At 44.8% G+C, this 24,656-nt stretch carries 22 protein-coding genes; 14 read left to right on the top strand and 8 right to left on the bottom strand.

Features of this window, described 5'->3' with window-relative positions:
* The first annotated feature begins 228 nt into the window (after positions 1-228).
* Positions 229-2,721: a GEVED domain-containing protein gene (locus tag MARME_RS14350; RefSeq protein WP_013661985.1), complete on the top strand. Its 2,493-nt coding sequence runs from the start codon at positions 229-231 to the stop codon at positions 2,719-2,721.
* On the opposite strand, the gene MARME_RS14345 is transcribed toward MARME_RS14350, so the two are convergent.
* Positions 2,697-3,614, bottom strand: a complete 918-nt coding sequence (locus MARME_RS14345; protein WP_013661984.1) for an AraC family transcriptional regulator — start codon at positions 3,612-3,614, stop codon at positions 2,697-2,699. The genes MARME_RS14350 and MARME_RS14345 overlap by 25 nt on opposite strands.
* A 205-nt stretch (positions 3,615-3,819) precedes the next feature.
* Between MARME_RS14345 and MARME_RS14340 the strand changes: the two genes are divergently transcribed.
* Positions 3,820-4,746, top strand: a complete 927-nt coding sequence (locus tag MARME_RS14340; RefSeq protein WP_013661983.1) for an alpha/beta hydrolase — start codon at positions 3,820-3,822, stop codon at positions 4,744-4,746.
* A gap of 113 nt (positions 4,747-4,859) precedes the next feature.
* Here the strand turns inward: MARME_RS14340 and MARME_RS14335 are convergent, their stop codons facing one another.
* On the bottom strand, positions 4,860-5,705 hold the full coding sequence (locus tag MARME_RS14335; RefSeq protein WP_013661982.1) for a TSUP family transporter: 846 nt from the start codon (positions 5,703-5,705) through the stop codon (positions 4,860-4,862).
* A 150-nt stretch (positions 5,706-5,855) separates the two neighbouring features.
* Between MARME_RS14335 and MARME_RS21560 the strand changes: the two genes are divergently transcribed.
* Both MARME_RS21560 and MARME_RS21905 read left to right on the top strand, forming a co-directional pair.
* Complete coding sequence (locus MARME_RS21560) at positions 5,856-6,353, top strand: LysR family transcriptional regulator (protein ID WP_049787783.1); 498 nt, start codon at positions 5,856-5,858, stop codon at positions 6,351-6,353.
* Positions 6,347-6,763, top strand: a complete 417-nt coding sequence (locus MARME_RS21905; protein WP_083799787.1) for a LysR substrate-binding domain-containing protein — start codon at positions 6,347-6,349, stop codon at positions 6,761-6,763. Before MARME_RS21560 ends, MARME_RS21905 begins: the two co-directional genes overlap by 7 nt.
* 52 nt (positions 6,764-6,815) lie before the next feature.
* Here the strand turns inward: MARME_RS21905 and MARME_RS14325 are convergent, their stop codons facing one another.
* Positions 6,816-7,952 carry a DNA alkylation repair protein gene (locus MARME_RS14325; RefSeq protein ID WP_013661981.1) on the bottom strand — a complete coding sequence of 379 codons (1,137 nt, stop codon included), beginning with the start codon at positions 7,950-7,952 and terminating at the stop codon, positions 6,816-6,818.
* A gap of 367 nt (positions 7,953-8,319) precedes the next feature.
* Between MARME_RS14325 and MARME_RS14320 the strand changes: the two genes are divergently transcribed.
* From MARME_RS14320 to MARME_RS14295, 6 genes are all read left to right on the top strand, one after another.
* Positions 8,320-8,742 carry a GNAT family N-acetyltransferase gene (locus MARME_RS14320; RefSeq protein ID WP_013661979.1) on the top strand — a complete coding sequence of 141 codons (423 nt, stop codon included), beginning with the start codon at positions 8,320-8,322 and terminating at the stop codon, positions 8,740-8,742.
* A gap of 175 nt (positions 8,743-8,917) precedes the next feature.
* The gene (gene ylqF / locus MARME_RS14315) at positions 8,918-9,895 is read left to right on the top strand and encodes a ribosome biogenesis GTPase YlqF (RefSeq protein ID WP_013661978.1); all 978 of its coding nucleotides are present in this window, start codon (positions 8,918-8,920) and stop codon (positions 9,893-9,895) included.
* A gap of 86 nt (positions 9,896-9,981) precedes the next feature.
* Positions 9,982-10,362 (top strand): YacL family protein, encoded by a 381-nt coding sequence (locus MARME_RS14310; protein WP_013661977.1) that lies wholly within the window; start codon positions 9,982-9,984, stop codon positions 10,360-10,362.
* A 159-nt stretch (positions 10,363-10,521) separates the two neighbouring features.
* Entirely contained in the window at positions 10,522-11,109 is a 588-nt protein-coding gene (locus tag MARME_RS14305) for a hypothetical protein (protein WP_013661976.1), read from the top strand.
* A 273-nt stretch (positions 11,110-11,382) separates the two neighbouring features.
* Positions 11,383-13,740 (top strand): fatty acid cis/trans isomerase, encoded by a 2,358-nt coding sequence (locus MARME_RS14300; protein ID WP_013661975.1) that lies wholly within the window; start codon positions 11,383-11,385, stop codon positions 13,738-13,740.
* A gap of 101 nt (positions 13,741-13,841) precedes the next feature.
* On the top strand, positions 13,842-14,822 hold the full coding sequence (locus tag MARME_RS14295) for an LLM class flavin-dependent oxidoreductase (protein WP_013661974.1): 981 nt from the start codon (positions 13,842-13,844) through the stop codon (positions 14,820-14,822).
* A gap of 153 nt (positions 14,823-14,975) precedes the next feature.
* Here the strand turns inward: MARME_RS14295 and MARME_RS14290 are convergent, their stop codons facing one another.
* Positions 14,976-15,896 (bottom strand): lysophospholipid acyltransferase family protein, encoded by a 921-nt coding sequence (locus MARME_RS14290; protein WP_013661973.1) that lies wholly within the window; start codon positions 15,894-15,896, stop codon positions 14,976-14,978.
* Positions 15,889-16,602, bottom strand: coding sequence for a 3-deoxy-D-manno-octulosonic acid kinase (locus MARME_RS14285; RefSeq protein WP_013661972.1), 714 nt, complete (start codon positions 16,600-16,602; stop codon positions 15,889-15,891). Before MARME_RS14285 ends, MARME_RS14290 begins: the two co-directional genes overlap by 8 nt.
* A 139-nt stretch (positions 16,603-16,741) precedes the next feature.
* Between MARME_RS14285 and MARME_RS14280 the strand changes: the two genes are divergently transcribed.
* On the top strand, positions 16,742-17,758 hold the full coding sequence (locus MARME_RS14280) for a glycosyltransferase family 9 protein (protein WP_013661971.1): 1,017 nt from the start codon (positions 16,742-16,744) through the stop codon (positions 17,756-17,758).
* On the opposite strand, the gene MARME_RS14275 is transcribed toward MARME_RS14280, so the two are convergent.
* Positions 17,751-18,707, bottom strand: a complete 957-nt coding sequence (locus MARME_RS14275) for a methylenetetrahydrofolate reductase (protein WP_013661970.1) — start codon at positions 18,705-18,707, stop codon at positions 17,751-17,753. The two genes, MARME_RS14280 and MARME_RS14275, sit on opposite strands and share 8 nt — an antisense overlap.
* Positions 18,708-18,907: 200 nt before the next feature.
* On the opposite strand from MARME_RS14275, the gene MARME_RS14270 reads away from it, so the two are divergent.
* The 3 genes from MARME_RS14270 to gcvA all read left to right on the top strand — a co-directional run bounded on the left by MARME_RS14270 (position 18,908) and on the right by gcvA (position 21,941).
* Entirely contained in the window at positions 18,908-19,450 is a 543-nt protein-coding gene (locus tag MARME_RS14270; RefSeq protein WP_013661969.1) for a DUF1285 domain-containing protein, read from the top strand.
* A gap of 114 nt (positions 19,451-19,564) precedes the next feature.
* The gene (locus MARME_RS14265) at positions 19,565-20,905 is read left to right on the top strand and encodes a DEAD/DEAH box helicase (protein WP_013661968.1); all 1,341 of its coding nucleotides are present in this window, start codon (positions 19,565-19,567) and stop codon (positions 20,903-20,905) included.
* Between the two features lie 124 nt (positions 20,906-21,029).
* Positions 21,030-21,941, top strand: a complete 912-nt coding sequence (gene gcvA, locus MARME_RS14260; protein WP_013661967.1) for a transcriptional regulator GcvA — start codon at positions 21,030-21,032, stop codon at positions 21,939-21,941.
* 95 nt (positions 21,942-22,036) lie between these two features.
* Here the strand turns inward: gcvA and MARME_RS14255 are convergent, their stop codons facing one another.
* Positions 22,037-23,752 carry a lytic transglycosylase gene (locus MARME_RS14255; protein WP_013661966.1) on the bottom strand — a complete coding sequence of 572 codons (1,716 nt, stop codon included), beginning with the start codon at positions 23,750-23,752 and terminating at the stop codon, positions 22,037-22,039.
* 100 nt (positions 23,753-23,852) lie between these two features.
* Positions 23,853-24,629, bottom strand: a complete 777-nt coding sequence (gene gloB / locus MARME_RS14250; protein ID WP_013661965.1) for a hydroxyacylglutathione hydrolase — start codon at positions 24,627-24,629, stop codon at positions 23,853-23,855.
* Between the last annotated feature and the right edge of the window lie 27 nt (positions 24,630-24,656).

Genomic DNA, 24,656 nt, shown 5'->3' with positions numbered 1-24,656 from the left:
CAGGAAATCTCTCATGCCTTTCTGGATAAGATTGAGTATAGGTGTAAACCAAAAAATAACGTTGACTTGGATCAGCGCTTTTTACTTTTTTAGAGCCGTTGTTTGTTTTTGTGATCTTCTCTATTCCGCAGGCGCTCTTATGCCGCATGTAAGACTGTTTGTTGCAGCTTGAAAATCAATTTCTAAACGGTAAACTGTCCAAATATTAATCATGAAAGGGAATTTACGGTGCGCATATTATTGCTGTTTTTAATGGCGCTATCTTTATTCGGATGTACAGGCGGTAGCTCTGATGATTCGAGTACCTCTTCTCCCAGCCAACCTGATACTCCTGTTGAGCCAGAGCCAGAGCCAGAGCCAGAGCCAGAGCCAGAGCCAGAGCCAGAGCCAGAGCCAGAGCCAGAGCTAGGCGAGAACCGAGCCCCTTATATTGACGTTAAGAATGATGTAGTCGCAGAACTCGAAAGCACTACGCTGATTGGCTTTCAGGTAACGGATGCCGATGACAATTTAAAGCGTGTTGATGTCGAGTTGCTGTCTCCTTTTGTCGATGGTGCTCGTTTTAATTACAGCGTGTCATCTCAGGAAGAGGGTGGTCTGTATCAGCTGAGTATTTCGCTCAAAGAGGCATTACTTCAGCGTACACTCATCTTTAATATAGAAGCGGAAGATACTCTCGGAACCATATCCAATAAAACCTTGTATGTTTATCCCATTAGCACTCGCGCAAAGCAGCTATTACCGTCAGGTATGGTGCGGTTTATTGATCGCGATGGCTCGTCACAGCAAATAGAAGGCCTTGCACTCATAAATGCAAAGAGCTCTACGCTTGCCGTATCAAGCGTAGAGCTCGGGTTAGCTTCAGGCAAAATTGCCTCGTCGGAGAAAAGAGCATTAGCTACGCGAGAGATTTCTGAAAACGATGCTTTTGTAGAGGTTGATTTATCGTCCGTATCGCTTAATGTCGCTGATGCCTATTTTTACGTAAGGCGATTTTCTGCATCGGGAGAGGTGTTAGACGAGGTTTTTACACCGTTGTTTGACTATAAAGGAAATACCCCTGTATCCGGCAAAGGGGGAAGTTTGAGGTCAGGCCGTTATCATTTTGGGGAAGATAAACCGTCGCTTCAAACACACTCGTATGTAGATGGTAATACCGAGTGGTGTGAGTTCGACAATGGTTTTTCATTCGTACACGACATGAGTAATGAAACAGATAATCGTTCCCCCGTAGTAATAGATGACCAACTTTTTCCCGCTTTCCGTTTTGATTGCACAACCCAAAAGTTGAATGAAAATCGCCCGTTAAGAAACAGTAGTTTTGATGACTTAGTAGTGAACTACAGCCCTTTGAATGATTCATTATTTGGCAGTTACGTCGTTAATAATTTGTATTTATCCCGAATAGGTTTGTTACCTCAAGAGAGTAAAACACGCATTCGAGCACATTACGGTGTGCGCCAAGACAACGCATTCTGGCAAAAAGGGTATGCGGATATTGGCGAAGGATACCTATTTAGTTTTTCATTTTCGGATTTGGAAACCATTGCTCACGAAGTCAGTCACGGATTTACAACACGCTTTTCCAATCTTGGACTGGACGGTGTAGATCGTGCCGTTGCAGAAGCTTTTTCCGACATCGCTGCGGTTAGCGCTGAGTATATGGTAAAAGGGGAAACAAACTTCCTATACGGAGAAGACTCCATTCAATTTTGGACTTTTGAAGCCGCGAGGAACCTAAAAGATCCGAGTAAAGACGGGGCTTATGTCCAATATACGGAAGATTTAGATCTAACAAATCCATACAAGGGAATTGGCCTGCTTACTAAGCCTTTTTACGTTCTTGCGACAACAAAAGAGTGGGACGTAATGAAGGCATTTGATGTCTTTCTGTGGGCTAATATGAATTGCTGGTCGCCGGGGTTGACCTTTCTCGATGCGGCGCAATGTGTTGCTGACGGGGCGGATCCCCTAGGCTTGGAAAAGATTGATGTTGTACGAGCATTTTCTAGAGTGGGAATGAATCTTAATTCTGATCAACCGATTGCTGACTTTGAACATCAATCCGTTGGATTACAGGCAAACTTTACTGGAAAAAGTGTCGGGTCTGATACGGTCGGCTGGGCTTGGAATTTTGGAGATAACCAGACATCTCAGCTTCAAAATCCATCTCATATGTACTCAAGTTCCATAGAAAACGCCTTGGTTTCGTTAAAAGTAACGAATAGCCAAGGTCAATCAAACACCTACTCTGAAGAGATCAGTGTATCTGATGGTTACTGCGTTAGTCTCAAGGAAGAAGAGTGGGCAGTGACTCAAGACTTTTGGATTAGCCAGCTTACATTAAATGGAATCACCTTTGCCTCGGGGAATGCTTCATATCAGGCTGCGACAAATAAATCGTCGCCGATAGCGTTAAATATAGGTAGCACGTATTCATTGGACGCGACTATAGAAGGCAGTGATCTGCCTAATGGATTCGCCAATGTCGTTCGAGTATGGCTGGATTTGGACGGGAACAAAAAGTTTGAATCAAATGAGCTGCTTATCGATGAGTTCTATACTCAAACCTCGAATTTAGAATTGAGTATTCCTGATAGTGCGGTAACAGGACATGTGCTCATGAGAGTCGTTTACATGAACCAGCATGTTATGTACGACCCGTGCGTTGATAAGATTGACGGCGAGATCGAGGACTACTGGGTGAACTTGGTCGAATAAGCGTCTTCAATCGGAGGGACACCATACATGCGTTTGTATTCTCGACTAAATTGCGAAGGGCTTTCGTAACCGACAGCAAACGCGACTGAGGCGATATCACTCTCGGTCGATGTTAAACGCATTCTTGCTTCCTGTAATCGAATTTTCTTTTGGAATTGAATAGGAGACATCGACGTCGCCAATCGAAAGTGACGATGCAGCGAGGTGGTGCTCATTCCTGCTAATTTTGCGAGCTGTTCGACCTTAATGGTTTGATTAAAATTGTCACGGATCCAGTGTATGGCAGTGCTGATTTTCTTTAGCGGGCTTTTTGTCATCGCGAGACGTTTTAATATTCCACCTAAATCACTTTGCAAAAGTCGCCAATGAATTTCTCGTTCTAGAGCTGGCGCAAGTATTGCTCTATCACTTGGTGTTTTTAGTGTGCGAATGAGCCTACGGACGGCGTCAAGCAACTCATCTGAAGCTTTACCAACACCTAAACCCACGCTGATGTTTGGTTGAAGCATGTCGTCTTTAGATTCTTGCAGAAGTGATCTAAGGATCGATAAATTCAACTTGATGCCGATGGCAAGAGACGGATGGCTTATAGACCCATTAATATGATGAAGAGTAATCGGTAGGTCGACAGAGTTTATAAACATTTCTCCAGAGTGGTATGTAAACCTCGCTTCGTCGAGAGACAGCGTTTTTGATCCTTGAACCATAATCGACGCAGTGGGTTCAGCCAAATGATGGAGCGTAGGGATGAACGAGTCGTAGCAAGCAATGTACAAAAATGGAAGCTTCGAGCAAGGCTCTCTACCGTCGTTACCGTATTCTAATGCCAAGTCTATAAGCTCTTCTAACATATTATGGTTCATACCCAACTTAACCAAGTCTTTAAAAAGCATATACGATCTAAAAGTCAGCATCAAAACGATTTTGCATTTTCATGTGGCAGTAATCCTCGTTTCATTATCTACAAGTGAACGGAAAAGACTGAGTTAAATTTTTGGTAGGATTAGGCAAGAAGTTGGTGGCATCGAATTTTAAATATCCTAAGCGTTTCAATAAGCTTTCTTTAATAACTCAAACAGTGATGGAGTGGGGTAATTAATGAAATGCATAACGTTTAAAAACAGAGAGATCAATATCGCCGGACATCTATATTTGCCAAATGAGTTTGATGAATCCAAACAATATGCAGCACTTATCTTAGCGACGCCGGGCAGTAGCGTAAAAGAGCAGATAGGCGGGATTTATGCAAAAAAACTAGCGCGAGCAGGCTTCGTGACGCTCACCTTCGATCCATCATATCAAGGGGAAAGCGGTGGAGAGCCACGCGATCTTGAGGAGCCATCAACTCGTGTCGAAGATATCCGTTGTGCAGTTGATAATTTGATGACTCAATCTTTTATCGACGAGGCAAGAATTGGGCTCATTGGTATTTGCGCAGGAGGAGGTTACGCAGTGAATGCAGCGCTTACTGACCATCGCATTAAAGCAATCAGCACCGTCGTTGCGACCGACATCGGTCGAGCATTCCGTCAAATAATACCAATGAATGATCGGCTTACGTTGCTAGCAGAAATCGGTAAACAACGCACAGCAGAAGCACGTGGCGCCTCCCAACGACGTGATCCTTGGATTCCTGACAGCTTAAAAGGGGCAGAAGCGACAGGCATCGACGATCCTGCAACACTTGAGGCTGTTACCTTTTACCGTGAATCACAGTATTGTCACCCGAATTCCACCAATAGGTTACTTTTTACAAGCTTTGGACATCTACTTGGTTTTGATGCGCTTCATCTGGTGCCCGAGTTTCTTATTCAACCGCTTGAAGTGATTGTCGGTGGGAGGCGTGGCAGTACTGGGCAATATGAAAGCGGAGAGACTCTGTATAGCCTAGCGCCGACGACGGATAAAAGCTTCTTCGAAGTGGACGGCGCAGGGCACTACGATTTGTACTACAAGACCCAATACGTCGATCAAGTTATAGGTGAGCGACTGGTGCCATTTTTTTCCAAACATCTGGTCAAATAAAACAGATGGGAGGCACTATGTTGGCTGAGCTTGTCGAAGCCGTTTAATTCCTTCGACAAGCTCAGGGAGCGGTGATTCTGGATATTCAAATTTTTTATTTAGGACTTTTACCCCTAATTCATTATTGAAGACATAACCGTGGACAAGTGATCAGACGATAACTCTTCATAAATCAGTTTGCTTGTCATGAGCAATGTTACTGTGATGAAAACAGGACGAACGATGGTATCGCCTTTGGAAATAACGACTTTGCTGCCAATGACAGAGCCAATGACTTGCCCCGCGCCCATGGCGAGCCCGATACGGTAATCCACCGCGCTAATTCCTAGAAAGAAAAATAACGACACGAGGTTGCCCATTAAGTTGAGCGGTTTGGTCATGATGGACGCTTGTTTGATGGTGAAGCCAAGCAAGATCACGAAGGCTAACATCCAAATGGAGCCTGTTCCTGGGCCGAAGAAACCATTGTAAAAACCAATGATTAAGCCGCAGGAGATCATAAAGGATCGGGTGCTTGTTTTACCTTGCGTTGCTTCTGTGCCTTTGATTCGCTTAGAGAAAATCGCATAGGTTGTAATGCATACCATTAAAATGGGCAGCAGTATTTCGAGTGTATCTTTATCAAACAAACTGACTGAGTATGAGCCTGCCAGAGCGCCAATAGCGGTGAAGGTGATCCCTGTAATTAAACTCTTTGCCTGTATTTGGTTATGAAGTAAAAAGGTGATGAAGGCCGTGGATTCACCAATGACGGCTTGTAGCCTGTTGGTGCCCAAAGTCAGGATCGGCGGCACGCCTGCGATTAATAGACTTGGAATGGTGATTAAACCTCCACCGCCCGCAATGGCGTCTACTACGCCTGCGCAAATGGCAACTAAAAACAAAAACAGTAAGACATGGCTGTCTAGGGTGAAAGCGTCTAGATTGAAAGCGCTTAAGCTAACAATGAATTCTGGCATAAATGATGGCCTCCTTTCTAATGGTTACTTTCTCGTGGTTACTTTCTAATGGTTCAAAGTCGTGGTGGATAAAAGCAGGTCATATTAGTAACATCAAACATCATGTATAAAAATTAATGGTTTGTTAATCTAATAGTTAGGCTGAACTTAATGTTAACCTCTCAAGACATCGAATTCTTCGTCGCGCTTTCTCAAAGTAAGTCATTAGCGGCCACCGCGAGAAAGCTGAATGTAACGCCACCCAGTGTGTCCCAGCGTTTGCAAGCACTGGAACAAAAGCTCAAGGTCAAGCTGGTCGAGCGCGGTTCTAGGGCAATTTCATTAACGCTGGAAGGGAATGTCTTGTTTGAGGAGGGCTTAGCTGTTTTAAAGCAGATTGAGCTACTAGAAAGTAAGGTCGCAGAAAAAAACCAAGCCATTTCTGGAAAAATTCGAGTGGTGGCGCCAGTTGGTTATGGTACTGAAAAAGTGTCGCCCTTGGTGGCGGAGTTTCACAAAATCCACCCATTGACTCATATTGAATTGATATTGTCTGATACGCCAAATTGGACTCAGGTTGACCCGCCAGACGTGGTGATCTATATCGGTCAATTAAAAGACTCTTCTCTTAATCGTATTGTTTTAGAAAAAACCAACGTTTCCTGTTAGCGTCGCCCAATTATTTAAAAAATGCGGCTCCGATTAATACCCCTCAAGATTTGCTAAACCATGAGTGTCTTGTCATAAGAGAGAATGATGACGATGTCACACTATGGAAGTTAACGAACAAAAAATCAGGTGAGACGACCAGTGTGCGGATCAGTCCCTCTTTGATGAGTAACGTGGGGCCCGTGATAAAAAACTGGGCAGTTAATGGTTATGGCATTATGCAGCGATCAGAATGGAATGTGTTAAACGAAATGAAAGACAACAGGTTGCAAGTTGTGTTGCCGGAATACACCTTTCCCAGTGCAGATATCGTGGCGCTGGTCTCTTCTACCAGAGATAAGCGCCCTGCGAAGATCAACGCCTTTATTGATTTTTTGAAAGAACATCTATCAAACAACTCGACGGATTAGGTTGAGCAGGTTTGTCGTTAAAAGTCTGTGGTTAAAGGCCTGTCCTAAAAGATCATTTTTCAAGGAAAAACTGAAACTCAGATTTTGCAATGGAGACCCCGTTGACGATGATCTCAATAGCGTGTTGCCCTGAGTAGTAGGTTCGTGTTGTCACCTGTTTAAACGGGTGTCGCTTGCTAAAGTTAAGCGTTTCTCCTGCTTTAAGAATCACTTTCTTACCTTTGAACACTTTGGGTGACGTGACACCATTTTTCTTCTGATGATGAATAATATAATCGATCATCAAAGACTGGTTTTCAGGCGTGTCGGATTCAAGGAGTAATTCAAACTCCAGATGTTCGTTTAAGTAAACGGTGGGTGTTTTTATTTTGAGTGCGGCGTCTTTAAGTTCTACCGGAAAGTAACCAAACACTTGTAACGCGGTTGGGTGGCTTTGTTTTAACAAGGTACGGCACGCATGGCGTATGAGTTTTACACGATTTTCGTCCGCATCGGCCATCCATTTTAGAGCCGTGTTTGCCGCAAGGTCTGGGTGATCTTTGGCAATGTCATTGAGATTATTGGCGACAGAGCGGCGCACGTATTCTTCAGGGTCGTCTTTTAATGTTTCGAGTAATTCAATGACAGGCTCAGGGTCTGTAATAAAGTCAGGCAATTGCATCGCCCAAGGAAGGCGAGGGCGAATGCCTTCGGAGACTAAGCGCCGAACATGGTAATTTTCGTCCGTTGTCCACTCTTTCAGAGTCGCGAGTGTCTTTGACTTATTGTCTGACAGTAGAAAGTAACGTATGCCGAATTCAGACGAAAATCGTTTCGTCATTTCTTTTAATAAGGTCATGGATAAATCATGGTGATCCTGTCCGTACAAGCCCACATAATCCGCCATTGGCATAATTGCCCAACCAACAATGCCGTCTTTATCTGGCGTTAACCCATAAATATCTTCTGTTTTATAGGGGCGTAAGCTAGCCAAAAGAATGTCAGACGCCATCGTAAAATCGTCAGGTAAATAGCGAAACATCGCATCTGTGATGTGTTTGGAGCGTTCTTTTAGCTCTAAATCGGTGAGTCCATTCGTGGCGAATTCAACAAAACCGACTTGATCGAAACCTTCCCAAGCGGCTTGAAAATGTAGCGCCATTGATTGGATTACGTGAGGGTTAAACTTGTCTTTGAAAAGCTCGGGCATGAAGCTGTGCCTTGTCTATTAGAAATTTGGTAGAGATTATAGACGTATCTTATGTCAGATTCTGTCAGTAGGTTAGGAGGATTACTGGAGTATGTAACTTTGTTCGCTGGCTGGCGCCTTAGAGTCGTTGATCCCTTCGACAGGCTCAGGGAACAGATCTAACAACTATCTGCTCTCTTGAAGCATCGACCTACGATAAAACGGAAATCAAAAAGGAGAGTAAGGTGATCGAATCTAATGCGATTGAAATCTCTGAAAAGCGCGTTGTGGTTATTGAGTTGGGCGTTTACAAAAAAGACGAGGAGTGGTATGTCATTCTGTCTGCTGTATATTAGTTCGTGACTTTGGACTGAGTAGGGTAGGAATAATGGGATACGTAATTAGGGCAGCATTAGAATCGGACGCTCAAGGTATTAATGAGGTGTCTCAATACCTTGGATATTCAGCACTTTCACTTTCAGAATCTCTTTTAAAACTTCAAGCCTTGCTAAACTCATCCAACGATTGGGTTTACGTTGCGCAGTTAAACGATCATGTTGTGGGTTGGTTACACCTTTTTTATGCTCACAGGCTTGCGTCAGAGAGCTTTTATGAAATTGGTGGTTTGGTTGTGTCTGAAGACGTTCGTGGTCAAGGGATAGGTCGGGCGCTCGTGCAGTATGCTTTAGATGCGCATAAAGGTAAATTTCGAGTAAGGTGCAATGAACTTCGCACTGACTCACACCAATTCTACGAAGCAATTGGGTTCAGTTCTAGTAAGAGCCAGCGTGTATTTCAAATACGGTTATGACGTCGATTTAGTCTCATTCTTGGACAGCCAGTGCTGTAGTGTCTAAATTTTCTATAAGCGCTTTGTCGGTCACTAGTTTTTCTATCAAGTAAGTCGCGCTTTTTCTATCAAGTAAGTCGCGCTTTTATGTTAGACTCCCCCGCCGCCAAGCAATGAATGAGTAAGAGGTGACGCCGTGAGTGTTCAATGGTTCCCTGGGCATATGAATAAAGCCCGTCGGGAGATCGAAAAAGTCATGCCCCAAGTGGATGTTGTTATCGAAGTTCTGGATGCTCGAATTCCAGACGCGAGCCAAAATCCCATGTTAACGACCTTGCGCGGCGATGTTCCCGTTTTACGTCTTCTCAACAAAAAAGATTTGGCGGATAAAAAGCGTTTAGCGCTTTGGTTAGACCATTGGAAAGACAGCGACAGCATTGTTGCTCATCCATTTTCTACGCAAGATAAGTCCGATGTGACTAAGATTAACCAATGGGTTCGTCAAATGGTTCCGCATCGTGGCACCGCAGAAAAACCGATTCGTGCCATGATCGCTGGTATTCCAAACGTTGGTAAATCGAGTTTAATGAATGCTTTGCTTGGTAAGCGTGTTGCAAAAGTGGGTAATGAGCCTGCTGTCACTAAAGCCCAGCAAAAGCTAAAAGTAACCAACGGTTTTCAGGTACTCGACACACCTGGCATTCTCTGGCCCAAAATAGAAAACCCAGATGCCAGCTATCGTTTAGCTGTGACTGGTGCTGTACGAGATACGGCAATCGATTACGAAGAAGTTGCATTGGCAGGGTTGGTGTTTTTCATTAACGATTACAATGACGAGTTAGTTAAGCGCTATAAGCTGAAAACAGCGCCAAAAGATCCAGACGATACGTTGAACATTATTGGTTCCAAACGTGGCGCATTGCGATCGGGCGGCGTAATCGATGTGCATAAGGCGGCGGAAGTGTTTTTATCGGATGTTCGCAGTGGCGCAATTGGTCCTTATGTGATGGAAACTCCCGATATGGTTGAACAAGAGTGGCAGAAAGTGGAAGAGGTGAAGGCGAAGAAAGAAGCTGAGCGTCAAGCACGATTAGCCGCAGCGGTTCCGCAGCGTCAGCAAGAACAAAATAAAGCGCATCGAGACAAACGTTCTGATGAGCCTAAGACTGAATAAACGTATATAGAAAACCAAGGCTTGTCGATCTGTTAGCCTGAAAGTTTAAAGTAAGAAAACATGCAAGAAGAACGAGGTTAATCACAGTGGATTACGAAATCGCCTTTGATCAAGAAAGTAACGCTTACCGAGTCTTCACTGATGTGGAGTTTACGGCGATCGCTGAATGGATAAGCGACTATTTAAATGAAAGGGAAACGGTGCAACGAGTACTTCAAGCGGTTAACCTCGCAGAAGCGGAAGGCGAGGAAACACGTTTTAAACATGGTAACTTTGATATCGTGATTTCCAAAGAGGGCGCGGCGGTGAGTCGACGTGTCGATATGTCTCAAATGGAAGACGAAATTAAAGCGATGTTTGATACTCAAAATAGCTTCTACCAAGCGTCAAATGATGGCATTCAAGCCGAGTGTGGATTGGATGATCTTATTGATATGGTTGAAAATTGGTACGAAGTCCTACAATAAGTTGTTAGTCTGCATCGCAAGGTTTAAACTAGCCTAAGTTGCTCACTTGGTGATTCAATACCAGTGTAAGCAGTGAACAAAGTTAGTTGTTGATTTAGCTAGTAGTTAATTAGCTCGTTGTTTATTTAGTTAGTCGTTACGCCTCTTAAGGGAGCCAGCATGCTCATCGAATTGGAAAAAGCCCGCACTCGAAAAAATGTCGTACGAATTTTTCGAGAAGATTTAGATGGCCCAGATAACTGGACAGATGGATTTGTAATAGATGCCAATGAAGAAATGGTGTTGCTGCAATTGGTTGATGATGGCGTTCACCTGAACGGTTATCAGATACTGTTTTTAGAAGACATCAGTGATTTTGTGCACCCCGCTCCTTTTAATGATTTTCAAAAGCGCGTTCTTGAACTTCGAGACGAAGAAATTGAAGACCCAGATGTCGACCTTGATGACCTTGCTGTTTTGCTGGTGGACATCAGTGAAGAGTTTGGCCTAGTCACTCTGCATCGTGAAGAAGTTGAACCAGACAGCTGTGAAATCGGCCGAGTAGTACGTGCTGATGCCGTAAGCTTTGAACTTGAAGAAATCGGTTCAGATGCTCGTTGGTTTGATGAAACATTTGAGTATGATTTATACGATATTACTCGAATTGAATTTGGCAGCTCGTATGAAGAAGCGCTGGTTCTCGCCAATGATGATATGGGCGAAGACGCGTACGAGTTAGCAGAGAAGTACGAAGAAGAAAGCGTGTAAGGAAGTCTCGCTTTCGTTTCCTACTTACTACCTGTTGTTCGTTTAGATAGCCGTGAGCTTAGGGTTGTTGGCCTATAACAGCCTTTAGCACATAGCTTACTGTTGGCGACTTGAAGCTAGCAGAATAGAGTGAGCAACTGAAAAGACGCCGTTCAAAGTGACTCGTTTGCCGCTTATTTGAGTGACAAGTAAATGAGTTATTTTGAACGGCGTCTTTGGGTTTTAAGTGGGCGTTAGAATTCGGTAAGGATGTTGTATTCTGAAAGTTGATTAATGACCATTATGTCACGAAGAATTTCTGTCGTTTTTATTTTTTTGTTGCTTACTGGGTGTGCGGTTTATGCTACTCAGAAAATGGATCAGGCGTATGGACTTCCCTCGTTAGAGAATCGGGAGCAGGTTGCTTCCGCCGATGAAGCCGCGTTTTTCAATGGCGAAGTGAAGCCTATCTTAGATCGGCGATGCGTCTCTTGCCACGCTTGTTACGACTCTCCTTGCCAACTTAAACTAACATCCAAAGCTGGAATTGAAAGAGGTCTCTCGAAGGATCTTGTTTATGATGGCACTCGCTTACTCGCTTCCGATCCAACGCGTTTATACATTGATGCACAGTCGCTCACGGATTGGCGAAAAAAAGGCTTCAACCCAGTATTAAATGAGCGTTCACAAAGTCCAAGTGCCAATCTCAATGCCAGTGTCCTCTTTCGAGCGCTTAGTCTAAGACGGGAGCAGGGCGATTTTACCCAAGAAGTTCTCGGCGATGAATATGACTTTGCCTTGTCACGCGATCAGCAATGCCCAACAATTGAAGAATACAATGCATTTGAAAAAACGCATCCTCATTGGGGAATGCCCTACGGGTTGCCTGCGTTAACGGACCAAGAACACACGACTATCACGCGTTGGTTGGTTAACGGTGGCGTTATTCCTGATCCTAAGCCTTTGTCCAACGAACATGCTGACAGTGTGTCGGATTGGGAATCTCGATTTAATCTCGACGACTTAAAGCACCGCTTAGTTTCGCGTTATGTATACGAACATATTTACCTATACAGCTTATATTTGGATGAAAGCGATGTGCGTTTTCGTCTCGTGCGTTCTAAAACGCCACCGGGTGAACCAGTCAGCATTATTGCGACACGTCGCCCGTATGATGATCCAAAGGTCGAACGCGTTTATTATCGTTTAGTGCCAGAGCGGGAAACAAAAGTTCAGAAAAACCACATTCCTCTTGCGTTGACAGAAGCGCGATATGACTTATGGATGAGCTATTTATATTCACCAGATTATCAGGTCGAATCATTACCCAGTTACGACTATGACGTTTCGACGAACCCCTTTAAAGCATTTGGTGTCATACCGAGCTACGGGCGTTATCGTTTTCTGTTAGAACACGCGCAAAATACCATAATGGCTTTTATTAAAGGGCCGGTATGTCGTGGGCAAGTGGCGGTGAACGTCATCAATGAACAGTTTTGGGTGTACTTTGTGAACCCTGAGGTCGATTACCGCAATGAAATGTCGGTTTTCCTTAACGGTCAGGCGCAGCACCTCGATATGCCAGCAGAACTGAGCAGTAATGCGTTGCCGATTAGCTCATGGGTACTGTATTCAGAGAAACAAAAAGACTATATGTCAGCGAAAGCGCAGTTAATCGAGAAGGCTGTGGCTAAAGGTTTACCGATTGATATGTCGTTGATTTGGGATGGCGATAAGCAAAATCAAAATGCAGCGCTGACCGTATTCAGGCACTTTGATAATGCGACCGTTGTCAAAGGACTAGTCGGCGAAGCGCCTAAAACGGCTTGGGTAATCGATTATCCTCTTTTAGAGCGCATTCATTATTTACTCGTGGCGGGCTTTGACGTGTACGGCAACGTCGGGCATCAACTGGTTACTCGCTTATATATGGATTTTCTTCGTATGGAAGGCGAGATGAACTTTTTACTGCTTCTTCCTAAGGATGAGAGAGACCGACTACGCCAGTTTTGGTACCGCGAGGCGAACCAAACGATTAAGGATTATATATTCGACGATTACCTGAACGTCGATGTGCCGACCAATATTTCTTATGGGACAGGCTCACACAAACGTGAGCTTATTGAGAAGTTAAGTCAGCGTCTAAAACCTGTTTTGAACCAAGATTATGACGTTAAAAATCTTGCGCTCAATTCGACGGAGTTGGCAGCATTACAACACCTTGCGTTGATTAAAGGTGGAGGGCTCCAGTTTTTACCTGAAGTGTCGGTGGTGTTGATTACGGATAAACAAGGTGCGCCGAAAGATGTGCTAAGCGTTATTCACAATCGGGCTCACTTGAATATCTCAAGTTTATTGGATGAAGAGGACGCACTTGCGCCCGAAGAAGATACCGTCACCCTTGCGAAAGGGGTTTTGGGAGATTATCCCAATGTCTTTATGACGGTTTCAGAAGATCAGGTGATCGACTGGGTGCATACGATTGGCTCGATGGAATCTAAGCAAGACTACGTTAATCTCTTAAATCGGTTTGGCGTGAGGCGAACTAATCCAAGTTTTTGGCAGGTGAGTGACGCGATTGGCGAGCTCAATAAGAAGGCGCGCCCCATGGAAAGTGGCGTTCTGGATTACAACCGATTAGAAAATAGATAAAACGAGCGCTAAAAGATCCTATTTCGCTGCATACTTTATAGTTGAGAGAAGAAGGGTTCGACCTGATAATGACACCAATACATATTAAATTGGGTTATTAGATGGTTACGTATTCTATTTTAGATTTAGCGCCCATTGGTGAAGGGCGCTCTACTCACGAGTCGCTAACCGAGTGTGCTCGCGTTGCGCAGGCAGCGGAAGCATCTGGCTACCAGCGTTATTGGTTGGCAGAGCATCACGGCATGAAAGCGGTTGGCAGTTCTGCAACCTCAGTTTTACTTTCCTATGTTGGTGCGAAAACGGAGTCCATTCGAATTGGGTCAGGCGGTGTTATGCTTCCCAACCATTCTCCATTGGTGATCGCGGAGCAATTTGGCACACTGGCGGAACTTTACCCTAATCGTGTTGAGGTCGGTCTTGGTCGAGCGCCTGGGACAGACATGAGGACAGCACAAGCGTTGCGTCGTAATGTGAACGAAAGCGTCGATTCCTACCCGCAAGATATTCAAGCACTTCAAGATTATTTCGATAATGGACACAACGGGATTCAAGCAACACCAGGTCATCAAACTCATTTGCCTATTTGGATGCTGGGTTCCAGTCTTTATAGTGCGCAATTAGCCGCTGAACTTGGGTTGCCCTTTGCGTTTGCTTCTCACTTTGCTCCTGATTATTTGATTCAAGCGATCACGATATATCGTCGACTTTTCAAGCCGAGTCAGCAGTTAGAAAAGCCCTATGTCATGGTAGGAATCATGGCTTCAGTGGCTGAGACCGATGAGCAAGCGAATTATTTGATGACGTCTTCTCAGCAGCAGTTTTTAAACCTTCGTCGTGGCGTCAGCGCACCGTTTCCGAAACCGACTGACAATATGGAAGGCTTGTGGTCACCATCGGAGAAACACATGGTTGAGCATACATTGCAATACAGTGTGTCAGGTTCCAAAGAAACCGTTCGCTTTAAACTAGAGCGCTTCCTTGAGGCAACCAAAGCGGATGAAATTATTGCCTCGTTCCCAATTTATGACACCAATGCAAGACTCGACGCGATACGCGGTTTTGGCGAGGCGATTAGAACTTAGAATCGCGTTTTTTACTTTAAACTTTGAGCTTCTGTGAGCTTTGAACTTCTGTGAGGTGTGGGCGTGAGGGGGAGTGTTGGCCTCTGAGCTTAATGTCTGTACTCACTCCTCACGTTACAGAGTGCGATACTCAGTGAAGAGCCAGCAAGAAGATTAGTACGGAGAAGGATCTTCGGGGTTCGGCTGGTTCTTAAAGCGTCTGTGTGTCCAGAAGTATTGCTCTTTCTTCGGTTCAATGATCTCTTCGAACAATGAATTCAATCGCGTAGCATTGGTAACGTCATCCTCGCTCGGAACATTTTTCACATGTGAGAGTGTTAGCACGTAACCTGATTCGGTACGTGTATAGTCATACAACACAATAGGGGCTTTGCTCATTTTAGCGATTCGGCCCACATGAGAAATGGTCGCACACTCTCTTTTGAAAAAGGGGGCGAAGACGGAATTTTTTCGGCCGTAATCTTGATCCGCTGCGAACCAAACGATCTTATTGTCTTTCAGTGACTTGATGATTTCTCTTGTGTTGCTTCGTTCAATGGTTTTCTTATAGGCGCGCTGTCTTTGGCGCTCCATGACCCAATTGATCACTTTATTGCTTTGCAGCTTGTAGATTGGGTGGACTTCAATGTGTCTCGCAAGCTGTATGCCACATAAATCAATCGGGGAGAAATGAGCGCCGACTAACAAACAGCCTCTTCCGGCCGCAAGCGCTTCATTGATGACCTCGTCGCCATTGAACTGTGTGCGTTTCGCAATGTGGTCGCTGTTTCGAAACCAACTGGTCATGGTTTCAAACAAACCTTGACCTATGCTTTCAAAATGCCTTTTTGAGAGTATATTTCGTTCATCGAGAGGCATGTTGGGGTAGCAGATTTCTAAATTGACATCGCAGATGCGACGTCTTCTAGGGGCGAGCTTATACAGCAGGCGGCCAACGTATGTTCCGAGTGTGCGTTGTACTTTCCAAGGCAAAAAACTCAAGCAGTACGCGATGCCTATAAAGATCCAGGTCGGCCAATATTTAGGCGCGATAAAAGCACGTAGTCCTTGATTGAGTGTGGTTGATTTAGCCATTTTTGTAACCGTCCAATAGGTGTTCTAGGTTGGCTTCTTCAACGTGGAAATTGGCGTGTTTTTGTTTCTCTTTTTCAAAAGAACGCTTTAATCGATCTAAATTATTATCTCTTAGTTTTTGAGTCATATTGCGTTGTCCGCACTTATCAAAATCGATAATCCATACTTTATGTTTTGAATCTATCATAATGTTATGGCAGTTCAAATCTGAGTGAAACACATCGGAATCATGCAGGCGCTTGATCTCTTGACCGATCGTACGCCAGTCCAATTGGCTGTGTTTGCCTTCTAAGATCCAATTAAAGAGATCATCGGCGTCAGGGATGGTTTTTGTCAGCAACCATGCTTCATAAAGTAAGCCTGATTTGCGGTACAGCCCTGCAATAGGTGTGGGAACATTTAACCCTTTTGTGACCATGTATTCGAGCAAATTGAGTTCTTTATACGGCCGAGTCCTTTTTAAAGAACTGAACACAAAGCAGTATTTATTGAACTTTGCAATTAAGCCGCCACGGCGATATCTTCTGAGAACGGCTGGGCCAGCGGGGGAGTCGATAAACCAGACTTCACCTCTTCCTGAAGCCGTTTTTAATAGTCGCTTTGTGCGTTTCCAATAATTTGGATCGAACCAGTTTTGCGCCGCATTTAAGTTTGCTTGGCTGGTCATTAGAGTGATTTTACTGCTGAGCTGTTGAGCGACTGGCATAGATCTCTTTATCTTGGAAGGGCAATACGGCTCGAAACGCTGAAATTGCGCTAATTGTGTTTTATAAGTGCTTGATTGCACACATTATAGAGTGGATATTCTATAATGTCCGCCAATTTTAATCAGTATAAAGAGTGACATGCAAAACCAGCCTGATAAATCGATTCAACGCATTTTAGTCGTACGACTCTCGGCTATAGGCGACGTGTGCCACGCGATGGCTGTCGTTGCTCGTCTTCAGGAACGTTACCCCCACGCTGAAATCACGTGGATAACGTCACCACTTGAAGCCAATTTGGTGCGTTTATTGCCTAAGGTTAATGTCGTTATATACGATAAAAAGTCAGGTTTAAAAGGCATGTTAGCACTGAGACAATCGCTGAAAGCAAATTATTACGATATCTTGTTGCACATGCAGTGGTCTTTACGAGCAAGTTTGTTAACGCGTATGGTTCGCGTGCGACGAAGAATTGGCTTTTCAAAGGCTTTCTCAAGAGAGAAGCAGCATTGGTTTGTGAATGAATGGGCTGATGAGCCGAAAGGCGCTCATGTTTTAGACAGTTTGTTATCCATTGCCGCGCCTTTGGGGATTGAGACGCCCCTGATTCCATGCCCTTTGGACTTGCCTACGTCTCCTACAGAGTCACCGCTTCCCGACGAATACGTCGTATTGAACCCCAGTGCCTCAAAAGCAGAGCGCAATTGGACGTTCGAGGGCTATCAGTCAGTCATTCGTTACTTACGAGAGAAAAAACTCGCGGTTGTGCTAACCGGAGGCCCAAGCGCAAAGGAGAAAGCGCTGGCAGGCCGTTTGATGGCTGAGGGCGTGATCAACTTAACGGGACAGACTAATTTACCAGAAATGATGTCGGTATTGCGCGATGCTAAGCTTGTTATCAGTCCAGATACGGGGCCTGCTCATATGGCTACCTTAGTCGGCACGCCAGTATTGGGGTTGTATGCGCATTCAAATCCTAGACGGACAGGGCCTTATCGAGATTTAGAGAGGGTGGTCAGTGTTTATGAAACATTGGCAGAAAAAGAATATGGTAAGGCCGTATCCGAGCTGCCTTGGGCGACAAGAGTGCATGACCCGAAGGCCATGCAGTATATTCAAGAAGACGTAGTGTTAGAGCAGCTTAGTCAGCTTATTTGATTTGTTGTTCCGCAAGCTTGAGGTCAAGCGTTGCTTTAAGTAGTTTATAAAGACGAATAGATGCGTCAATTTCTTCCTTTCGGTTTGTCAAACTTTCGATGTTTAAGCCTAATGGCACACCAAGCGGCAGAGCCGTCTCGATAATTTGTTCTAATGCAGCACGACAAATTCGAATGGACTCTTCTAGTGGTTTTTTGGCGTCCAGAATGCGGTGCTTGGTCGCGTCAGGAACAGAGATACCAAGCCATTCCATAAACTCCAATGTTTTTGTGCTACCACAGGGTGTAAAGGTCAAAATAATGCGCTTAGGAGTGATGTCTTGCTCTTTGCAGCTACGAGCGTACTGACTAATCAGGTCGATCGTAGCTTGCGGGTTATACACGGCTTGAGAGACAAAGAAATCACAACCTGATTCAGACTTTTTCAGCAAGCGTTTGTGCTCATCGCCTTTCTTAGCATGGCGTTCTGCAATCGTAACACCGCCAAGGTTGAACGGTTGAGGTGCATTTTCGAGCGCCTCGTAGGCTTGCGGTAGAGGTAGCGAAATTTGACCGTCAGACGACGGCGCACCAACAAGCACTAAATCGCGAATACCATAAACGTTCCAAGCTTCATCAAGCCAGTTGCTGAACTCTGCTTTACTGCGAGCTGCAACGCTTTTATAAGTAATGACAGGTCTTTCAGACAATTTGCTTAAACGTTTTGACCAAGCACGCGGATCATGAGTTTCCATGAATGGGAAAGGGCGAGGTTTAGCAATACGACTGCTTTCATCTTGAATGTCATAAACAATCATTCCGTCGTATTCAAGTTCCGAAAGGCGCCCTAGAAGCTTAGCGCTGATTTCTTGCAGCTTGTCTTCTTCTGTTGAAAGTTTCGGCGGAGTCGTACCGATAAAGTAAACGCCGCGAGTTGGATCTTGAAATTTGCTTGCTAGCTCAGTAGTCATGATAGTGCTCTTTTATTTTATGTGTGAGCGGCTTTGGTAATATAGTGTCCACTCAGCTATATGTGTATCTGATGGCATTAGTGTATCAGTGAATTTATTTCAGGTTGATATTATTAACTTGATAAATACTAATGTTAAAGTGAGACATCCTAATTAGATAAAGTGCCAATGTGGAAATAACGCAATCAAAAGAGAATAAAATGGCGTCAATTAATTTAGATATGATTTCAGAAACCGACGGGTATCCACCAGTTGATCAATGGAAACCGGCGTTTTGTGGTGATATGGATTTAGTGATCAAGCGTAATGGAGACTGGGTTCACGAAGGTGGCAAGATTAAGCGCGAGAAGTTGGTCACCTTATTTAGTCGAGTGTTGTGGTTCGATCAGTCAGAATATTTTCTAGTAACGCCACATGAAAAAGTCCGAATTCAAGTCGAAGACGTCCCGTTTCTGATTACTCAATGCGACTGGGTAAGACCCGCAAGTGGGCGTCCTTACTTTAGGATGATAACGTCGACCAATGATTGCTTACAGCTCGGTATCGATACCGACCTTGAATTGCATGAATGTGACGGTGAGTTTTGTCCCTATGCAACGATGCGTCATGGTATGCGTGCGAGCCTCCATCGAAATGTGTTCTATGATTTGGCTAATAACCATGCAATAGAAGAGATTGAAGACGATCAAACGAGCTGGTGGGTTGAAAGCGCAGGCAAGCGCTACTGTATAGGCAGAAGCTAAGGTATACTTACGGCCAAGGAAATTTATCCGCAGTTTCCTTGATATCGACCCAATATATGAACCCAGTTGCGTTTAGAAATCTACCTTTGCAACTGAATTTAGAGGAATACCTGTTTGCTTTTTAAAGATTTCGGTTTAGATACCCGTTTAATGCGCTCACTTGAGCACTTTGGCTACGATACTCCAACGCAAATTCAGGAGTGCGCCATACCGGAAGCAATTGCAGGCAGAGACTTGTTGGCGTCTTCCAAAACGGGGTCAGGTAAGACATTTGCTTATCTATTACCTGCGATAAACCGAGTGTATCAGCGTAAGGCCTTATCACGCCGTGACCCGCGTGTTGTGGTTTTAGTGCCTACTCGTGAATTGGCAAAGCAAGTTTACGGACAACTTCGCACCTTACTTGCTGGTAGTCGTTTAACCTCCGCGCTTATTTTAGGGGGCGAAAACTTTAACGACCAGCACAAAGCCTTGCAAAAAGACCCACATTTTGTCGTAGGGACGCCAGGACGATTAACGGATCATCTTGAAAAACGACACTTGTACCTTGAAGGGACTGAGCTGCTGATCTTGGATGAAGCAGATCGTATGTTGGATCTAGGTTTTGCGGATTCAATGCGCGCAATCAATAACGCCGCAAGCCATCGTCAGCGTCAAACACTTTTCTTCTCTGCAACATTGGATAACACCGACGTGAGTGTGATTGCAGAAGAGCTATTACGAGAGCCTTCTCGTGTTGCTGTGGGTCATGGTACCGATCAACACCAAGATATTTCTCAACACGTATTCTTGTGTGATCACTTAGATCACAAAGAAGCGTTGCTGAAGCACCTTGTGTCTAATGCTGAATTAAAGCAAGGCATCGTGTTCACCGCGACCAAACAAGATACCGTGCGTTTGTCTGAATTGGTCACATCCTGGGGCTATACCTCAGAAGCGCTGAGTGGCGATTTAAGCCAAAGCGCTCGTAATAGCGTCATGGAAAACTTCTCTCGTGGTAAGTTTCAAATCTTAGTGAGCACCGACATTGCCTCTCGTGGTTTAGACATCGCCGCGGTATCGCATGTCTTTAACTTTGATGTGCCAAACCCCGCTGAAGAGTTTGTGCACCGCACCGGTCGAACAGGTCGTGCTGGCTTTAAGGGCGACGCCTATACCTTTGTTGGGCCAAAAGACTGGTACAACTTTAAAGCGGTTGAGGAGTTCCTAAAAATACAATTTACGACCGAGCAGGTCGAAGGCTTGGAGCCAAGCTTTAAAGGATTAAAAGCGAAGAAAACGGGGGCGAAAGCGGCGAATAGGAAAGGGCAAAAAGCGAAGCCTAAAAAAGCAGATAACCGTCAGGCTAAGCGTAAGTCATCAAAAACCGTCGTGCATGATAATCGTCAAGATGGTTTTGAACCGTTTAAATTACCTAAGAAAAAACTCAATCCAGCCGATAATGATGAGAGTTAGCCCAATTTTCTCAATCTAAGTACCTGTATTGTGAAGTGAGCTATACTCAATTCAAATTGTATTGAATTATGTTGTTTCAATTTTGTCTTGTTATGCGCATTAAGGAGTTACGTTTATTAATCGTTTGCCCCCGTTAAATTCACTTAAATGCTTCGAATCGGCTGCACGTCACGGAAGCTTTAATCGTGCTGCGAACGAGCTAAACGTGACACCTTCCGCAATTAGCCACCAAATTAAAGGGTTGGAGAGCTTTTTGGGGATTGAGCTTTTTAGGCGCACGAAGCGAAAAGTTATTTTGACCGAAGCTGGAGAACAGTATATTGGTCCAATTAAAAGCATCTTCGAGCAATTAGAAAGCGCGACCGCCGATTTAAAGAGTGCGCAAAAGGGCGGTTACCTGAGCCTTGCCGTAGCGCCTGCCTTTTTGACTCGTTGGCTCATGCCGAGAATGGAATCGTTTCAGGCTCAATATCCAGATATTGAATTGGAGATCACCTCGTCGATGGGTGCGGTTGGCCTCTCTAATTCAGACATCGACATGGCGATTTATTTCGGCAATGGTGAATGGGACGATCTCGAAGTGCATTACCTTCGACCTATTTCACTTGCACCCGTATGCAGTCCAAAACTCATTAAACCGAATCAACCAATCAACACGCCAGAAGACATGCGTTTTTATCCTTTGCTGCACGTCAGTAAGCGCAGAGATGAGTGGCATGATTGGTTAAAGCAAAATGACGTTGATCCTAAGTTTTTCCGTCGTGGTCTGATGTTATCAAGTGGTTCATTGACCGCAGGTGCTGCGGCTCAGGGGCTAGGGATTTCGCTTGCTGACTCAGGGCTATTGAGTGAAGAGATTAAATCGGGTGAGCTGATTTTACTGTTCGATCATCATTTAAGAACCAATCGTTCCTTCTACTTAGTGTACGAAAAACGTCGCGCGGTAACACCTGCGATGGCTGCGTTTAAGGAATGGTTGATGGAAGAAACTCGAAAAGAAAACGTTGTTGCGGATATTGAGGCAAGTAAAAAGTAGGCGGATGTGCTGCTTGGCTGCTTTGGCCTTATTAGGGCTGCTTGCTTCATGTAAGCCGCCCTAATAAGTGCTCTTATTTATCGCTCTAGCGACTTTTACCCACCAACGACGTTCACCAGTAGCGTCACCTTATCGCCAGGCTGTACGTACTTTTTAGAGGAAACCTTCGGGTTCCATTTGCGGATATCATTTAAAGACACTTTGAACTTGCTTGCGACACGTGCAAGAGAGTCGCCTGAGCGCAGTGTGTACACAACTTTCTTAATGACACTCTTACGACCGTTGGTTTTAGCGGTCGCCTTGTTGCTCGCTTTTACCCAAACGACAAGTCGTTTACCGGGGTGAAGTGGGTCGCCTAGTCCCATGCTGTTCCAGCGCGCGAGCGTCTTAGAATCTGTGTTGTACTGTTTTGCTATCTTCCACAAACTGTCGCCAGCTTGAACGGTATAGTTAAGCTTTGTTCTGCTTCTAGAAGGCGATCGAGATTGCTTAGTAAGCAGTCGTTGATGAGAGCTCAATGTATAGCTTTCGATCTTATTACCCGCGACAGGAATCATCAATTGCTGACCAACGCGGATAAGTGACGATGAAATTTTGTTTACATCCTGCAAGACGTCTACGGTCGTATTGTGGGATTTGGCAACGCCTAGCAGGTTATCACCGGCTTTTACGGTATAACGAACCCATGTAACGCGGTCTTTAGGGGTAATCGAAGCCAGTTTTGTTCGGAACTCTTTTGCTTTCGAAATAGGCACCAATAATCGATGAGGTCCGTCTGGAGCAGTGGCCCATTGGTTGAATCCTGGGTTCAGCAGATAGATCTCGTCGATGCTAATGTCAGCCATGTTAGCGGCTTGCGCTAAATCAATCTGGCCGCCAATGTTAACCTCTTCAAAGTACGGCTTATTGGCGATGAAGTACGTTTCATAGCTGTATTTTTTAGGGTCTTTAATGATCTTAGCGAGAGCCAGTAGTTTCGGTACGTAGGCTCGTGTTTCTTTTGGTAGGTCGAGAGACCAAAAATCAGTCGGTTTGCCTGCTTTTTTGTTTTTACGAATGGCACGCATGACGGTGCCTTCACCGGAGTTATAAGACGCTAGTGCGTGTAACCAGTTGCCATCAAACATTCGGCTTAGCTTAGTTAAGTAAGCGATTGCTGCTTTTGTCGACAAGGTTATGTCGCGTCGACCGTCGTACCACCAGTTTTGGTCAAGGCCATAGATTTGACCTGTTGATGGAATAAATTGCCAAGGGCCTGATGCTCGGCCATGGCTGTAGCCAAATGGGTCGAACCCACTTTCAACAATCGGAAGAAGCGCAATTTCCAATGGTAGATTGGCTTTTTCCAATTCTTCGACGATGAAATAAAGATAACGCTCGCCACGTTTTGAAACGCGAGTTAGATAATTGGGGTGTGAGCTGTACCAACGAAGTTGTGAGCGAAGGCGTGGTTCATCAACATCAAGGTTAAGTTCGTATCCTGCTCGGATACGCTCCCAAATGTCTTTGGGAGGCAGTGGCTTAGCTGGCTCTACGGCAACTTCAGGTTGTTGAGAGGTTTCTTTGTCAACCTGTTGTTCAGTTTCGCTTTCAGGGCCAGACTTGTCTGCGACCGTTGGAACGCTGTCAATCAAGCCTTCTGCTTCGGTATCCGTGCCACCTATATTGGCATTGTTTATTTCAGACGTTGCGGTGTTTGATTCCGCGTTAGCCAGCTCGCTTTCGGTTGTATCGTTGCCTTTTTTGACGAGCCCCTGACAACCTGAAAGTAATATGCTTAATAAGAATACGCCTAAAATGTTTTTGATCATGAAATGCACAATTTTTGGTTAAAGTGAGCGAGATTTTATCTCGCTGGTTGCGAACGTCAACTAAAATACGCCAACTGGCTCAAATAGCGGTAAAAATCTTCTAAAATAAGTCTTTTGCTCTGCGAATTTGAGCAAATGCCCCTGCTGGTGTGTAATCCGGTGTTTGATTTAATTGATGCGCAGCCGCGTCGACAACAGTGGGTACTGAGGATCTAAAAAATGGATTGGTTGCCAGTTCTAGTTCAAGCGTAGTGGGAAGAGTCGGTGCGACGAACCCTCTTAGCTCTTGGCAAGAGGCCTCACTGTCGATCAGTCGCTGATTAGTTGGCTCCAACGACTTGGCGAACTTATAATTGGCCAGTGAATATTCGTGCGTGCCATACATAAGGGTTTCTGGTGCAAGCGTACCGATTCTGGAAAGTGAGGCGTGCATTTGTTCTGGAGTGCCTTCCATTAAGCGTCCACATCCGCCTCTAAAAACCGTGTCGCCACAGAAGATAAGAGAGTGGTCAGCGTCTTGGCTGACAAAGCAAATATGGTCTAAGGTGTGTCCCGGTGTTTCCCAAACCGTTAAATCGAGGTCAAAGATACGGACGGTGTCACCTTCTTTAACGGGGTGGGACACCAATTTTGGATGTAGATGTTCTGGACCATAGATGGGACAGGTAAACTGGCATTTTAGCGCCAAAATACCATTGGTGTGATCCCAGTGATGATGAGTAACGATAATACCTTTAATCGTTAGATTGTGCTTCGCACAGTGTGTTTGAACCGGCTTGGCATCGCCAGGATCTACGACCCAAACATCAGAACTATCATTATCCTGGATTAACCAGATATAATTATCCTCAAGTGAGGGAAGCGGGTAAATCGTCATATTGTTGTTTCTCTCGACTAAACTTAT

The organism is Marinomonas mediterranea MMB-1, from assembly GCF_000192865.1.
In the GTDB taxonomy this organism is placed as follows: Bacteria; Pseudomonadota; Gammaproteobacteria; order Pseudomonadales; family Marinomonadaceae; genus Marinomonas; species Marinomonas mediterranea.
Note: the sequence above shows the minus strand (reverse complement) of the source record. Positions and strands in the feature narration are given on the sequence as shown.

Bases quoted from the DNA above. Each gene is read 5' to 3' on its own strand.
- MARME_RS14345 (WP_013661984.1), bottom strand. From the start codon at position 3,614: ATGCTTTTTAAAGACTTGGTTAAGTTGGGTATGAACCATAATATGTTA.
- MARME_RS14340 (WP_013661983.1), top strand. From the start codon at position 3,820: ATGAAATGCATAACGTTTAAAAACAGAGAGATCAATATCGCCGGACAT.
- MARME_RS14335 (WP_013661982.1), bottom strand. From the start codon at position 5,705: ATGCCAGAATTCATTGTTAGCTTAAGCGCTTTCAATCTAGACGCTTTC.
- MARME_RS21560 (WP_049787783.1), top strand. From the start codon at position 5,856: ATGTTAACCTCTCAAGACATCGAATTCTTCGTCGCGCTTTCTCAAAGT.
- MARME_RS14325 (WP_013661981.1), bottom strand. From the start codon at position 7,952: ATGCCCGAGCTTTTCAAAGACAAGTTTAACCCTCACGTAATCCAATCA.
- MARME_RS14320 (WP_013661979.1), top strand. From the start codon at position 8,320: ATGGGATACGTAATTAGGGCAGCATTAGAATCGGACGCTCAAGGTATT.
- MARME_RS14305 (WP_013661976.1), top strand. From the start codon at position 10,522: ATGCTCATCGAATTGGAAAAAGCCCGCACTCGAAAAAATGTCGTACGA.
- MARME_RS14300 (WP_013661975.1), top strand. From the start codon at position 11,383: ATGACCATTATGTCACGAAGAATTTCTGTCGTTTTTATTTTTTTGTTG.
- MARME_RS14295 (WP_013661974.1), top strand. From the start codon at position 13,842: ATGGTTACGTATTCTATTTTAGATTTAGCGCCCATTGGTGAAGGGCGC.
- MARME_RS14290 (WP_013661973.1), bottom strand. From the start codon at position 15,896: ATGGCTAAATCAACCACACTCAATCAAGGACTACGTGCTTTTATCGCG.
- MARME_RS14285 (WP_013661972.1), bottom strand. From the start codon at position 16,602: ATGCCAGTCGCTCAACAGCTCAGCAGTAAAATCACTCTAATGACCAGC.
- MARME_RS14280 (WP_013661971.1), top strand. From the start codon at position 16,742: ATGCAAAACCAGCCTGATAAATCGATTCAACGCATTTTAGTCGTACGA.
- MARME_RS14275 (WP_013661970.1), bottom strand. From the start codon at position 18,707: ATGACTACTGAGCTAGCAAGCAAATTTCAAGATCCAACTCGCGGCGTT.
- MARME_RS14270 (WP_013661969.1), top strand. From the start codon at position 18,908: ATGGCGTCAATTAATTTAGATATGATTTCAGAAACCGACGGGTATCCA.
- MARME_RS14255 (WP_013661966.1), bottom strand. From the start codon at position 23,752: ATGATCAAAAACATTTTAGGCGTATTCTTATTAAGCATATTACTTTCA.
- gloB (WP_013661965.1), bottom strand. From the start codon at position 24,629: ATGACGATTTACCCGCTTCCCTCACTTGAGGATAATTATATCTGGTTA.